Source organism: Herbaspirillum sp. UBA812 (assembly GCF_002296545.1).
In the GTDB taxonomy this organism is placed as follows: domain Bacteria; phylum Pseudomonadota; class Gammaproteobacteria; order Burkholderiales; family Burkholderiaceae_D; genus Herbaspirillum; species Herbaspirillum huttiense.
This window is the reverse complement of the sequence record NZ_DBIC01000368.1, coordinates 1-13,465: the sequence shown is the minus strand read 5'-3', so window position 1 is coordinate 13,465 and position 13,465 is coordinate 1. Positions and strand designations below refer to the sequence as shown.

Genomic DNA, 13,465 nt, shown 5'->3' with positions numbered 1-13,465 from the left:
ACATAGCTGAAGAGGGCCTTGGGATCGCTGTCGGCGATGTCATTGGCCGGGCTGATGGGCGACAGGCGGATGCCCACGCGCTCGCTGGGGATCACCGAGGTCACCGCTTCCACCACTTCCAGCAGCAGGCGGGCACGGTTCTCGATGCTGCCGCCGTAGTTGTCGGTGCGCTGGTTGGTCTTGTCACGCAGGAACTGGTCCAGCAGGTAGCCGTTGGCGGCGTGGATTTCCACACCATCGAATCCTGCCTGCAGGGAGAGTTGCGCAGCGATCTTGTATTGCTCGACGATGGCGGGCAGTTCAGAGGCATCCAGTGCGCGCGGTTCCACGAAGGGCTTGAAACCGCTCTCGGTGAAGGCATTGCCTTCCGGCTTGATGGCCGAGGGCGCGACCGGCAGCGCGTTGCCCGGCTGCAGGTCAGGGTGCGAGATGCGGCCCACGTGCCACAGCTGCAGGAAGATGCGGCCGCCCTTGGCGTGGACGGCGTCGGTGATCTTCTTCCAGCCGGCCACGTGCGATTCGTTGTAGATGCCCGGGGTCCAGGCGTAACCCTTGCCCTGTGGCGAGATCTGGGTGGCCTCGGCGATGATCAGGCCGGCGCCGGCGCGCTGGGCATAGTATTCGGCCGCCAGTTCGGTGGGCACGTCGCCCGCCTTGGCGCGGCTGCGGGTGAGCGGCGCCATGACGATGCGGTTCTGCAATTGCACCGCACCCAGTTGCATGGGCTTGAAGAGGTCACTGTGAAGATGGGCATTGGTATTGGCGTTGGTCATGCTGATCCTTTCTTGTTGGCATTCGATGGGATGAACTGCGTCGACCTTGCTACCGACCACGGCGGGGGCGGCAGTGTTCCGGAAAAAGTTCACAGTCTAGAGGGGAACGCGCAGCCTTGCAGGCGGTCGCTGCGGCTTTGCTGGCCAGCAATGTTCAGCGTGAAATCTGCTCCAGCCAGAGCCCCAGGCGGGTCTGCGCATCCTGGCGCGCAGCGCGGTTGGCCTCGACCGACTGGCGTGCACGGCCCGGGTCGTCGAAGTCATGTGTGGCTCCCGCGTAGAGCGTGACCACCGGCGGCGGTGCCTGGCGCAGGCGGATGGACTGGCGCAGGACGCGCTCGCAGGTCAGCGGCGAGACTTCCTCGTCGGCGCTGCCCAGCAGCACCTGCATCGGTTTGTCGAACTCGGGGTGGGACGACAGCAGGGCCTGCTTGCCGCATCCCGGATAGAACACCAGCGCGGCGGCGAAGGAGGGCGCATCGCCCGCCGGCCGCGCAGCCTGGCGCTGCATCACGTTCAGTGCCGTGCTGCCGCCATTGGACCAGCCTTGCAGCATGATGCGGCGGACATCGATTTCGCTGCGCGTGGCCAGCCATTGCAGCGCTCCTTCCGCGTCCAGCGGCCGCACGCTGAGCTCATTGACGGCTGCGCGTTCGGGCGCACCATGCGTATGGCGGCCAAAGCCGTGGGCTACGCCGCGCGGCCCGAAACTGTCCACCAGCAGGACCACGTAGCCGCGTGCCAGCCAATAGCGCGTCCAGTCCAGATGGCGGGCGGTCAGCGTGCTGGCATCGCAGGGCGAGGGGATGGCCGGGCCGATCTGCGTGCAGGCCGCATTGACGCGGGAGGAATACAGGCCGGCGCGACCATGCAGCAGCACGATGGCCGGATGCGGGCCGGCACCGAAGGGATCGTAGAGATAGCCGGTGAGGGTGGTTTTACCGTCAGATGAAGGAAAACGCACGGTCTGTGCGGGCGGCATCGGCGCGTCTTGCGCCATGGCCGGTCCCGGCAGGATCAGTCCAGGGCTGGCAACCAGCAGTAAAAAGATGAAAAAAAACCACCGCAACACGGCGTGCTGCGGTGGTCTTGCCAGGGCGGCGTCCGGGGACATCTGCGACAAGAGGGCGGTCATGGCGTGGCCGGTTCCGTCTCCGTGTCGCAGGCCCATCAGGCGCGTGCCGACTTGGCGCGCGCCTGGTTGAGCAGCCAGGTGGTCAGCAGCGGTACCGGGTGGCCGGTGGCGCCCTTGGCCGCGCCGCTCTTCCAGGCGGTGCCGGCGATGTCCAGGTGGGCCCAGGTGTACTTGCGGGTGAAGCGCTCCAGGAAGCAGGCTGCCGTCACGCTGCCGCCGGGTTGGCCGCCGATGTTGGCGATGTCGGCGAAGTTGGACTTCAACTGCTCCTGGTAGGCGTCCTGGATCGGCATGCGCCAGGCGGTGTCGCCGCTTTCCTTGCCGGCCGCCAGCAGGGCGTTGGCCAGCTGGTCGTGGGTGTCATCCTCGCGGGTGAACAGGCCCGTGTTGTGATGGCCCAGGGCCACCACGCAGGCACCGGTCAGGGTGGCGATGTCGACCACGGCAGCCGGCTTGAAGCGTTCCACATAGGTCAGCGCGTCGCACAGGATCAGGCGGCCTTCGGCGTCCGTGTTGAGGACTTCGATGGTCTGGCCGGACATCGAGGTGACGATGTCACCCGGCTTGGTGGCGCGGCCCGAGGGCATGTTTTCGCAGGTCGGGATGACGCCGATGACGTTCAGCTTCAGGCCCAGTTCGGCGATGGTACGGAAGGTACCCAGCACCGAGGCGGCGCCGCACATGTCGTACTTCATCTCGTCCATGTTCAGGCCCGGCTTGAGCGAAATGCCGCCGGTGTCGAAGGTGATGCCCTTGCCGACCAGCACCACCGGTGCATCCTTGGCCTTGCCGCCCAGGTGCTTCAGGACGATGAACTTGGGCGGCTGGTCGCTGCCGTTGGTGACCGACAGGAAGCTGCCCATCTTGAGCGCTTCGAGCTGCTTGCGCTCCAACACTTCCACGCCCAGCTTGAATTCCTTGGCCAGCTTCTTGGCGGTCGTGGCCAGGTAGGTCGGGGTACAGACGTTGCCGGGCAGGTTGCCCAGTTCCTTGGTCAGTGCCATGCCGTTGGCCAGCGCCACGGCTTCGCCCAGGGCGGCCTTGGCGGCAGCGCCTTGCTCGGCGGCGACCAGCAGGGTGATCTTCCTGACGCCGGTGGGGGCCGGATCCTTCTTGCTCTTCATCGTGTCGGAACGATAGACGGCGTCACGGCCGGCCAGCACCACGGTGCGAATGGCCCAGTCCAGGCCACGGCCCTTGATGCCGTCGAAGGGCAGGGCCAGGGCGGCGTCGTCGCAGCCCAGGGTGGCCAGGGCGCGCACCAGGGCGCCGCTGGCGGCGGCGAAGTTCTTGTCAGCGGCCTCGTCTTCGTTGCCCAGGCCCAGCAGCACGATGCGTTCGGCGGCGATGCCGGTCACGCCGCGCAGCAGCAGGGTCGAGCCCGGCTTGCCGGAAATGTCGCCCGACTTCAGCGCGGCGCTGATGGCGCCCAGCTTGTCGAGGGCACCGGCGGCCTTGGACAGCTTGCGGTTTTCATAGATGCCAACGACCAGTGCGCCGGTCTTTACGCCCGTCAAGGCGTTTTTTGCGTCCAATGTTTTTGTGCTAAAGTCCATCGTTCGTCCTTTATATGAATTACTTGGCGATTATAGAGCCCATTTCGTCGCGACGCGCGCATGAGTTCTGTCAGGTGAGCCAGCCTCGGACACGATGCCGGGCACCGGCCATCCCTACAACGATCCCGACACCAGAAACCAAGCCAGCATTCCCATGATTTTCCAACGCGCCCTACGACGCGAACTGACCAGCACCGCAGGTGGGGTCTTCACTACGCTGTTCACCATCACGCTGACGGTGATGCTGATCAAGATCCTCGGCCAGGCCGCAGGCGGCCAGGTTGCGTCGCAAGACGTGCTGGCCCTGATCGGCTTCCAGTCGCTGAACTACATGCCCATCATCCTGATCCTCACCGGGTTCATCTCGGTGCTGCTGGTGATGACGCGCAGTTACCAGGATTCCGAGATCGTGGTCTGGTTCGCCTGCGGCATGTCGCTCACGCGCTGGATCGCGCCGGTCATTCGCTTCGGCTGGCCCATCGTGGCCCTGGTGGCGACGCTGTCCTTCGTGGTGACGCCCTGGGCCAACGAGCAGAGCAGCGAATACCGCAGCCGCTTCGAACAGCGCGAGGACATCGCCCGCGTCTCCCCCGGCAAGTTCCAGGAGTCGGCGGCGGCCAACCGGATCTTCTTCGTCGAGGGTATTTCCGGCGATGCCTCCAAGGTGCGCAACATCTTCGTCAACACCATCAACGCCGATGGCAAGAACAGCGTGGTCGTCGCCAAGGAAGGCGAGACCCAGATCGATCCTGATGGCGAGAAGTTCGTGGTCATGAACAAGGGCCGCCGTTACGATGGCTCGCCCAGCCTGCCGGATTTCCAGATCGTCGATTTTGAACGCTATGGCCTGCTGATCGGCAACCAGTCGCAGAGTGCCGCCGGTGAACGCTCTGCGCGCGCCTTGCAGATGAAGGAACTGCTGGCCAAGCAGGACGGCTATGCGCGCGGCGAACTGCTGTGGCGCATCGCCCTGCCGCTGATGGCGCTGGCGCTGATGCTGCTGGCCATTCCGCTGTCCTTCGTGAACCCGCGTGCCGGCCGTTCGCTGGGGCTGCTGGTGGCCTTGCTGCTGTTCGTCGTCTACTCCAATACGGTCAGCGTGTTCCAGGCTTCGGTGGCGCAGCAGCGCATGAGTTTCGTGATGGCCTGGTGGCCGGTCCACCTGATCGTGGTGGCGCTGATCGTGGGCATGTTCGTCCTGCGCCTGAACATCAACCATCCCTATCACCCATCCCGGATGTGGAGCCGAGTGCGCCGCGCCCTGACGTTCAAGCGCGAGGCCTGAGATGAGAGTCATCCAACGTTATTTCACTGCCGAGATCACGCGCTCGGTGCTGTTCGCACTGGCGGCCTTCCTGGCGCTGTTCGCCTTCTTCGAGATGATGGGCCAGCTGGAGCAGGTCGGCCGCAATGGCTACAAGCTGCAGCAGGCGGTGTTCTATGTGCTCATGGGCTTGCCCGGCAATGTCTATGAACTGATGCCGACGGCGGTGCTGATCGGTACCATCTACACGCTCTCGCAACTGGCGGCGCGCTCGGAATTCACCATCATGCGCGTCTCCAGCATGTCCACCGGCATGGCGGCCAAGGTGCTGCTGCGCATCGGTGTGGGCTTTGCGGTGCTGACCATCGTGTTCGGCGAACTGATCGCGCCCAAGGCGTCCGAGTGGGCCGAAAAGCTCAAGCTGCAGGCGCAGGGGGCATCGATGTCTTCGCAGTTCCGCTCGGGCATGTGGGCCAAGGACGTCATCAAGGACAACGGCCTGGAAGGCAACGTCACCGGCAGCCGCTTCATCAACATCCAGACCGTGCAACCGGATGGCCGCATCGAAGGCGTCAAGCTGTACGAGCTCGATACCGACTTCCACATGGCGCGCATGGTCGTGGCCAAGGATGGCATCTACGAGGGCAATCATCAGTGGGTGCTCAACGACGTGGTGCAATCGGACTTCGTCGGCGGCAAGGACCGCAAGATCACCGAGCCGGTCAAGACCGTGAAGCTGCCGCAGCTGAAGCTGGTGTCGGAAGTGACGCCGGAAATCCTCTCGGTGCTCTTCGCCGATCCGGACCGCATGTCGGCTTATGACCTGCTGGCCTACACCAAGCATTTGGAAGCCAACAATCAGCGCACCGACCGTTACGAAATCGCGTTCTGGAAGAAGATCGTCTATCCGCTGTCGATCTTCGTGATGCTGGCGCTGGCCTTGCCGTTTGCCTACCTGCATTTCCGTGCCGGTGGCGTGAGCCTGAAGATCTTCACCGGCATCATGATCGGCGTCTGCTTCCAGCTCATCAACAGCCTGTTCTCCCATTTGGGTCTGCTCAATACCTGGCCGGCCTTCATGACCGCGGCCTTGCCCAGCCTGCTGTTCATGGTGCTGGCCATTGGCGCGCTGTGGTGGGTGGAGCGGACCTGAGTCCGTCCTGCGATTTCGTTTATTTAGCCTGAAAGACTGCTGTACATCATGAGCCAAGCCACCTCCCAAAGCCTGATCCTGTTCGCCCACGGCGCTCGCGACCCTGCCTGGGCTGCGCCTTTCGAGCGCCTGCGCGCGCTGACGCAGGCGGCCATGCCGGGGACCAGCGTGGAGCTGGCCTTTCTGGAACTGATGCAGCCGGACCTGCCGACCGTGGCGGCCCGGCAGATTGCCGCCGGCAGCCGGCGCGTGACTGTCATTCCGGTATTCCTGGGGCAGGGCGGCCACGTGCGCCGTGATCTGCCGGAACTGCTGGAGCAATTGCGCCAGGCGCATCCGGGGGTGGAAGTGCGTACCGTCGCTGCGGTTGGCGAGGATGAGGCGGTGTTGCAGGCGATTGCGGCGTATTGCGTGGGGACGGTCAATAGCTGATCCGGCGGTCAGCACTCCTGGATGCGACGATGGCCCGGAAACGGGCCATCTTTTTTTGGGGGGGGCGTGAGCCCTTCAGAACAGGCGAGCGCCGTTGGGCACGGCCTGGTCGGGCTTGAACAACACTACCTCGCCCTGGGCGTCAGGAAAGCCCAGCGTCAGGACTTCCGACATGAACTTGCCGATCTGGCGCGGCGGGAAATTCACTACCGCCGCCACCTGGCGGCCGACCAGCTGCTCCAGCGTGTAGTGGGTGGTGATCTGGGCGCTGCTCTGGCGCACACCGATGCCCGGGCCGAAATCGATCTTCAGTTTGAACGCTGGCTTGCGTGCTTCAGGGAAGGCGTCTGCGGCGATGATGGTGCCGATGCGGATATCGACCTTGAGGAAGGCCTCGAAATCGATGGCAGCAGCAGCAGTGGCGGCAGGGTCGTGGAGCAGGTGCATGAGCTTCAGTCCCGATCCGCCAACGCCGGCCCGATCATCACCAGCACCGGCCCGCTGCAGGCCTGCAGTCCGGCTTCCAGGCCGGCCAGCTGCAGATGGTAGATGTGCTCGTCAGGACGGCTGCAGTTCTCCACCACCACGACCGGCGTATCGGGCGCATGGCCCAAAGCCAGCAAGCGCTGCGCCGTGGCCGTGGCTTCGCGTCCGCCCATGTACTGCACCAGCGTATCGCCATTGGGCATGCGCACTTCATCCGGCTCATCCACGCCCGTGCTGGAAGTGAACAGCGAGACGCTGCGCGCAATCCCGCGCCGCGTGAGCGGACGCTTGGCGGCCGAGGCGGCTGCCAGTGCGGCAGTAATGCCGGGGACGATTTCGTAGGGGATGCTGTTGGCTTCAAGCGCCCGCATCTCTTCATCGGCACGGCCGAAGAGCATGGGGTCGCCGCCTTTGAGGCGCACCACGCGGCGGTACTGCTGCGCCGCTTCGACCAGCTTCTGGTTGATGACGGGCTGGGCCGTGGAACGCTGGCCGCTGCGCTTGCCGACCGACACCTGCACGGCTTGCGGACAGAGGGCCAGGATCTCTTCTGTGACCAGGGCATCGTGCAGCACGATGTCGGCCTGCGCCAGCAGGCGTGCGGCGCGTACCGTCAACAGGTCAGCTGCCCCGGGGCCGGAGCCGATCAGCCACACCATGCCCGGATGCTCCGGGCTGGGGGCGGGTGAATCGGAAGAAGGTGAAGTCGCTGCCTGTTGGGTGGCCATGGCCTGGTCGAAGAGACGATTGCGGATCGAAGGAAATTCAGTCGATCCGAATCATACCAGCGGCCACTGTCTGATGGCTCACTTCGTCGATCAGGATGAAGGCGCCAGTGGCGCGGATGTCCTGATAGGCATCGACCGCGATGGGCTGCTGCACGTTCACGCTGATGCGGGCGATGTCGTTGAGCTTGAGCGTGTCGGCAGGACGGCGTTCCTGGGTGTTGATGTCCAGCAGCGTATCGACCTTGGCCACGCGCGCGGCCACCTGCTTGGTGGTGTGCTTGAGCCAGTACTTGCGGCGCAGGTCCAGCGGTTCTTCGGAGAGCCAGCACACATCCGCGTTGACGGTCTTCAGGATGGTCGATGGCTGTGCTTCGGCCGCCAGCAGGTCGCCGCGCGAAATGTCCAGGTATTCGTCCAGCAGGATGGTCACTGACTGGCCGGCCGTAGCCGATTCCAGCGAGCCGTCCAGGGTCTGGATGTCCTTGACGGTGGCGCTCTGGCCGCTGGGCAGCACCACCAGCTTGTCACCCTTGGCGACCTTGCCGGCCTCGATGCGGCCCATGTAGCCACGGAAGTCATTGGCTTCATGGCCGTTGTGGCGCGCCACCAACTGCACCGGGAAGCGGAAGGCTTCTTCGTGCGCATCTTCATAGACCGACAGCGACTCCAGCAGGGTAATCAGCGTCGGGCCCTGGTACCAGGGCATGCGGGCGCTGGCTTCCACCACGTTGTCGCCGGCCAGCGCCGACAGCGGAATGGCGTGGACGTCTTTCAAGCCCAGTTGCTGCGCGAACTGCTGGTAAGCGCCAACGATGCGGTCATAGACGGTCTGGTCGTAGTCCACCAGGTCCATCTTGTTGACGGCCACGATCACGTGCTGGATCTGCAGCAGGTGGGCGATGGTGGAGTGGCGCTTGGTCTGGGTCAGCAGCTCCACGCTGCCGTCCTCGCCCAGCTTCACCTTGGACACGTCCACCAGGATGATCACGGCGTCGGCAGTCGAGGCACCGGTCACCATGTTGCGGGTGTACTGCTCATGGCCCGGGGTGTCGGCGATGATGAACTTGCGCTTGGGGGTGGCGAAGTAGCGATAGGCCACGTCGATGGTGATGCCTTGCTCGCGCTCGGCTTCCAGGCCATCGGTGAGCAGCGACAGGTCGACCGTGTCGCCCACGGTACGCTTGTGCTTGGCGCGCGAGATGGCGTCGAGCTGGTCGGCGAAGATGCCCTTGCTGTCGAACAGCAGGCGGCCGATCAGGGTGCTCTTGCCATCGTCCACGGAACCGGCGGTGATGAAGCGCAGCAGGCCGCGTTCGTGCGGTTGCGCGGAGGCCTGGGCCAGTTGTGCTTGGGTTGCGGCGGCGTTCATCAGAAATATCCTTCCTTCTTGCGTTTTTCCATCGAGGCTTCGGACGTCTGGTCGTCCATGCGGGTCGCGCCGCGCTCGGTAATCTGGGTCACTGCGGTCTCGGCGATGATGGCTTCCACCGTAGCGGCATCGGAAGACACCGGGCAGGTGCAGGAGATGTCGCCCACGGTGCGGAAGCGCACGACCTGCTTCTCCACGGTCTCGCCTTCGCGCGCCGGAGTGAGGTCGGTCAGCGGCACCAGGAGGCCATTGCGCGGGATCACCTCGCGCTCATGGGCGAAGTAGATCGAGGGCAGGGCCAGCTTTTCGCGGGCGATGTACTGCCACACGTCCAGCTCGGTCCAGTTCGAGATGGGGAAGACGCGCATGTTCTCGCCCGGATGCACGCGGGTGTTATACAGGTCCCACAGCTCGGGACGCTGGGCCTTGGGGTTCCATTGGCCGAATTCGTCGCGGAAGGAAAAGATGCGTTCCTTGGCGCGGGCCTTTTCTTCATCACGGCGCGCGCCGCCGATACAGGCGTCGAACTTGAATTCTTCGATGGTTTCCAGCAGCGTCACGGCTTGCGCGGCGTTGCGCGAATCGGTTTGCGGGTTGCGCAGGCGCACGGTGCCGCGCTTGATCGAATCTTCCACCGAACGCACCACCAGGCGCTCGCCCAGTTCAGCGGCGCGGCGGTCACGGAATTCGATGACTTCCGGGAAGTTGTGGCCGGTGTCGATGTGCACCAGCGGGAAGGGGAACTTCCCGGGACGGAAGGCCTTCTCGGCGATGCGCAGCAGCACTACCGAGTCCTTGCCGCCGGAGAACAGCAGCGCCGGGTTGCTGCACTCGGCCGCGACCTCGCGCATGATGTGGATGGCTTCCGATTCCAGCCAGTCGAGGTGACGGTTGCTGGCGTTGTCCAAAAAGAGGGTGTCTACCGCAGTGTTCATGCCGGACCTTCCGATGCGTTGCTTGTTGTTGCTTTGATTGAATTCTGGTTCAGCTCGCCGCATGCGCCTTGATGCGCACCAGCTTGCCGTCGACCACGTGCAGGCCGCATTCCTTGGAGTCGGGGTTCTCCCACCACCAGCGGCCGGCACGGATATCTTCACCGGGCTGGATGGCGCGGGTACAGGGCTCGCAGCCGATGGACGGGTAACCCTGGTCGTGCAGCGGATTGTAGGGCACGTCGTTGGCACGGATGTAGTCCCACACGTCCTGTTCGGACCAGTCGGCCAGGGGGTTGAACTTCTCCATGCCGTGGGCTTCGTCCCGTTCCTGCACGTGCAGCTCGGCCCGCGTGACCGATTGCGCGCGGCGCTGGCCGGTGACCCACGAGGCCTTGCCCTGCAGGGCGCGATTGAGCGGCTCCATCTTGCGGATGTGGCAGCACTCCTTGCGCAGTTCCACGCTGTCGTAGAAGGCGTTGGCGCCGTGCTTCTGCACGTAGGCTTCCACCGCCTCAGGCTGGGGACGATAGGGCGCGACCTCGTAATCGTAGGTCTCGCGGATGCGTTCCAGCATGCCTACGGTTTCCTTGTGCAGGCGGCCGGTTTCCAGGGTGAAGATGCTGATGCGATCCTGCAGCTGGCCGCGCAGGATCAGGTCGGTCAGCACCATGTCTTCGGCCGCCAGGCTGGAGGCCAGCGCCGCCGGGGCGTACTCGGCGGCGATGCGTTCCAGCGTGGCCTGGGTCTTGGCGATGAGTTCTTGCAAGCCTGGGGTAGCCATGGGCTGTCCTTCCTTCTTCACGATCGCGCCTCAGTCGGCGGTTTGCACGGTTTCGCGCTTGACGCGGCGGAACAGCGGGTTCTTCTCGTCCCAGGAGGTCTGGTATTTCTCGGAGAAGTCGGTCAGGCCCTTGACGGCATCGTGGATGTTCTTGTCGGCACGCACGGCGAAGGCGTCGAAGCCCACGCGCTGCATGTAGAACAGCTGGTCGCGCAGCACGTCGCCGATGGCGCGCAGCTCGCCGGTGTAGCCCAGGCGGGCACGCAGGTTGTAAGCGATGGAATAGCCACGGCCATCGGCGAACTTGGGGAAGTCCACGGCGACGACCTTGAAGCTGTCCAGCTGGCCCTTCAGTTCTTCCGGACGTTCATCGCTGGCCAGCCAGACGCCGATCTCGGCGCGCGACTTCAGGGCATCGCCCTGGGCCTGCCACACCTTCAGCGGCACGATCACGCGGCCTTGCGGCACGGTCACGGTCTCTGCGGCCTCGCCTTCAGCCAGGCGCAGGACGGTCCAGTCGTCGCTGACGACGGTCTTGTTCTTGATGATTTCAGGCATTTGCGTCTTCTCCTGCGACATACTCGGCCGAACGGATCGGCGTTGCGTAAACGAATTCCTTGAACGGGGTCACACCGATGCGGCGCACGGTGTCGATGAAGCGTTCTTCCTCGGTGCGCTGCTTGACGTACACCTGCAGCAGGCGGTCGATCACGGTCGGCATCTGGGTGGCCGAGAACGAGGGGCCGATGATCTTGCCGATCGAGGACTCGTTGCCCTGGGCACCGCCCAGCGACACCTGGTACCACTCGGAACCATCCTTGTCCACGCCCAGGATGCCGATGTTGCCCACGTGGTGGTGGCCGCAGGCGTTGATGCAACCGGAGATGTTCAGTTCGATGTCGCCGATGTCATGCTGGAAGTCGATGTTCTCGAACTTCTCGGCAATGGCCTGGGCGATCGGGATCGACTTGGCATTGGCCAGCGAGCAGAAGTCGCCGCCGGGGCAGCAGATGATGTCGGTCAGCAGGCCAATGTTGGGCGTCGCCAGTCCATGCGACTTGGCGGCCTTCCACAGGGCATACAGGTCGGATTGCTTGACGTCGGCCAGCACCAGGTTCTGTTCGTGGGTCACGCGCAGTTCGCCGAAGCTGTATTGATCGGCCAGGTCGGCCACGAAGTTCATCTGGTCGGCAGTGATGTCGCCCGGGGGTACGCCCGGCTTTTTCAGCGACAGGATCACGGCGGCATAGCCGGCCTGCTTGTGCGCCTTGACGTTGCGCTTGATCCAGTTGGCAAAGCCACGGTCTTCGGCCTTCAGGCGTTCGTATTCCGCATCTACGGCCGGCAGCGTTTCGTAGGCCGGATCGGTGAAGAACTTGGCCACGCGCTGCAGTTCTTCTTCGGTCAGGGTGGAAGGGCCATCCTTGATCTCGGCCCATTCTTCTTCCACCTGGCGCGCGAACTCCTCGGGGCCGATGGCCTTGACCAGGATCTTGATGCGCGCCTTGTACATGTTGTCGCGGCGGCCGTACTGGTTGTAGACGCGCAGGATCGCTTCCAGATAGGACATGGCGTGCTTCCAAGGCAGGAAGTCACGGATCACGCTGCCCAGGATGGGGGTGCGGCCCATGCCGCCGCCCACCAGCACGCGGAAGCCCACTTCGCCGGCTTCATTCTTGATGACGTGCAGGCCGATGTCATGTACCGCGGTCGCGGCGCGGTCTTCGGCAGCGCCGCTGATGGCGATCTTGAACTTGCGCGGCAGGTAGGCGAACTCGGGGTGGAAGGTGCTCCACTCGCGGATCAGTTCGGCGTAGGGGCGCGGATCGACGATTTCGTCGGCGGCCACGCCGGCCAGTTCGTCCGAGGTGGTGTTGCGGATGCAGTTGCCGGAGGTCTGGATGGCGTGCATTTCCACGCTGGCCAGCTGTTCCAGGATTTCAGGCGACTCTTCCAGCTTGATCCAGTTGAACTGGATGTTCTGGCGGGTGGTGAAGTGACCATAGCCGCGGTCGTACTTGACGGCGATCTCGGCGAACTTGCGCAGTTGATTGGAGGCCAGCATGCCGTAGGGAATGGCGATGCGCAGCATGTAGGCATGGCGTTGCAGGTAGAGCCCGTTCTGCAGACGCAGGATGCGGAATTCGTCTTCGGCCAGCTCATCCGACAGGCGACGGCGCACCTGGTCCCGGTATTGTGCAACTCGCTCTTTGACGATCAGGTGATCGTATTGGTCATAGCGGTACATCTTGTCTTCCCTGTTAACGTCTTATGGGCGACCGGATCAGGGTGCGCCCGATTGAAAATCAGCCTACCAAATCAGCTTGACTGCAACGCTCGTCAGCGTAATGGCCAGCAGGCCGCGCAAGAATTTCTCCGGCACCGCTCGCGCGGCGAGCGATCCGATGGTGATGCCCGGAACCGAGCCCAGCAACAAGGTCGCCAGCAGTTCCCAGTTGATCGAACCCAGCCACCAGTGGCCCAGCGCCGCAATCGCGGTCAGCGGCACGGCATAGGCGATGTCGGTGCCGGCAATCTCCGCCGGAGACAGGCGAGGATACAGCAACACGAGCAAGGTGGCGCCGACGGCACCGGCACCGATGGAAGAAATCGTCACCAGCGTGCCCAGCAGGGCGCCTGCGGCGATGGTGGCGTTGGCGAGCGTGGCACCCTGCAGCTGGCGTTGCGGATGGGCGTTGAGCCAGGCTTGCATGCGTGCACGGAACAGCAGGGCCACCACGGTCAGGAACACCGAGATCGCGATCGAATAACGGATGGTCAGGGCGATGCCGTCGCTGACGGCGCCGAAATGCTTGAGCAGCAGGGTGGTCACCAGCGCAGCGGGCAGGGCGC

The 13,465-nt window shown here is 64.2% G+C and carries 14 protein-coding genes; 3 read left to right on the top strand and 11 right to left on the bottom strand.

What is annotated here, in order from left to right:
• From B3873_RS24250 to B3873_RS24240, 3 genes are all read right to left on the bottom strand, one after another.
• The coding region (locus tag B3873_RS24250; protein ID WP_286869547.1) for an alkene reductase at window positions 1–773 on the bottom strand (773 nt) is incomplete at its 3' end.
• 154 nt (window positions 774–927) lie between these two features.
• On the bottom strand, window positions 928–1,773 hold the full coding sequence (locus tag B3873_RS24245) for a dienelactone hydrolase family protein (protein WP_286869545.1): 846 nt from the start codon (window positions 1,771–1,773) through the stop codon (window positions 928–930).
• Between the two features lie 170 nt (window positions 1,774–1,943).
• Window positions 1,944–3,464, bottom strand: coding sequence for a leucyl aminopeptidase (locus B3873_RS24240; RefSeq protein ID WP_286869543.1), 1,521 nt, complete (start codon window positions 3,462–3,464; stop codon window positions 1,944–1,946).
• A gap of 154 nt (window positions 3,465–3,618) precedes the next feature.
• On the opposite strand from B3873_RS24240, the gene lptF reads away from it, so the two are divergent.
• From lptF to B3873_RS24225, 3 genes are read left to right on the top strand one after another with little or no spacing between them, the layout of a single operon-like run.
• The gene (gene lptF, locus B3873_RS24235) at window positions 3,619–4,749 is read left to right on the top strand and encodes an LPS export ABC transporter permease LptF (protein ID WP_121042338.1); all 1,131 of its coding nucleotides are present in this window, start codon (window positions 3,619–3,621) and stop codon (window positions 4,747–4,749) included.
• 1 nt (window position 4,750) lies between these two features.
• Complete coding sequence (lptG, locus tag B3873_RS24230; RefSeq protein ID WP_034335073.1) at window positions 4,751–5,881, top strand: LPS export ABC transporter permease LptG; 1,131 nt, start codon at window positions 4,751–4,753, stop codon at window positions 5,879–5,881.
• 48 nt (window positions 5,882–5,929) lie between these two features.
• On the top strand, window positions 5,930–6,313 hold the full coding sequence (locus B3873_RS24225; RefSeq protein ID WP_286869539.1) for a sirohydrochlorin chelatase: 384 nt from the start codon (window positions 5,930–5,932) through the stop codon (window positions 6,311–6,313).
• 75 nt (window positions 6,314–6,388) lie between these two features.
• On the opposite strand, the gene B3873_RS24220 is transcribed toward B3873_RS24225, so the two are convergent.
• From B3873_RS24220 to B3873_RS24185, 8 genes are all read right to left on the bottom strand, one after another.
• Window positions 6,389–6,760 (bottom strand): tRNA-binding protein, encoded by a 372-nt coding sequence (locus B3873_RS24220; protein WP_286869537.1) that lies wholly within the window; start codon window positions 6,758–6,760, stop codon window positions 6,389–6,391.
• A gap of 5 nt (window positions 6,761–6,765) precedes the next feature.
• Window positions 6,766–7,527: a uroporphyrinogen-III C-methyltransferase gene (gene cobA / locus B3873_RS24215; protein WP_286869535.1), complete on the bottom strand. Its 762-nt coding sequence runs from the start codon at window positions 7,525–7,527 to the stop codon at window positions 6,766–6,768.
• A gap of 37 nt (window positions 7,528–7,564) precedes the next feature.
• Window positions 7,565–8,896: a sulfate adenylyltransferase subunit 1 gene (locus B3873_RS24210; RefSeq protein ID WP_286869533.1), complete on the bottom strand. Its 1,332-nt coding sequence runs from the start codon at window positions 8,894–8,896 to the stop codon at window positions 7,565–7,567.
• Window positions 8,896–9,831: a sulfate adenylyltransferase subunit CysD gene (gene cysD / locus B3873_RS24205; protein WP_286869531.1), complete on the bottom strand. Its 936-nt coding sequence runs from the start codon at window positions 9,829–9,831 to the stop codon at window positions 8,896–8,898. The genes B3873_RS24210 and cysD overlap by 1 nt, the downstream gene beginning before the upstream one ends.
• Window positions 9,832–9,880: 49 nt before the next feature.
• A complete protein-coding gene (locus B3873_RS24200; protein ID WP_286869529.1) occupies window positions 9,881–10,612 on the bottom strand; it encodes a phosphoadenylyl-sulfate reductase in 732 nt (243 codons plus the stop codon).
• 30 nt (window positions 10,613–10,642) lie between these two features.
• The gene (locus B3873_RS24195; RefSeq protein WP_039785018.1) at window positions 10,643–11,170 is read right to left on the bottom strand and encodes a DUF934 domain-containing protein; all 528 of its coding nucleotides are present in this window, start codon (window positions 11,168–11,170) and stop codon (window positions 10,643–10,645) included.
• Window positions 11,163–12,860: a nitrite/sulfite reductase gene (locus B3873_RS24190; RefSeq protein ID WP_039784893.1), complete on the bottom strand. Its 1,698-nt coding sequence runs from the start codon at window positions 12,858–12,860 to the stop codon at window positions 11,163–11,165. The genes B3873_RS24195 and B3873_RS24190 overlap by 8 nt, the downstream gene beginning before the upstream one ends.
• 63 nt (window positions 12,861–12,923) lie before the next feature.
• A partial coding sequence (locus B3873_RS24185) for a sulfite exporter TauE/SafE family protein (protein WP_286869525.1) occupies window positions 12,924–13,465 on the bottom strand: 542 nt, incomplete at its 5' end.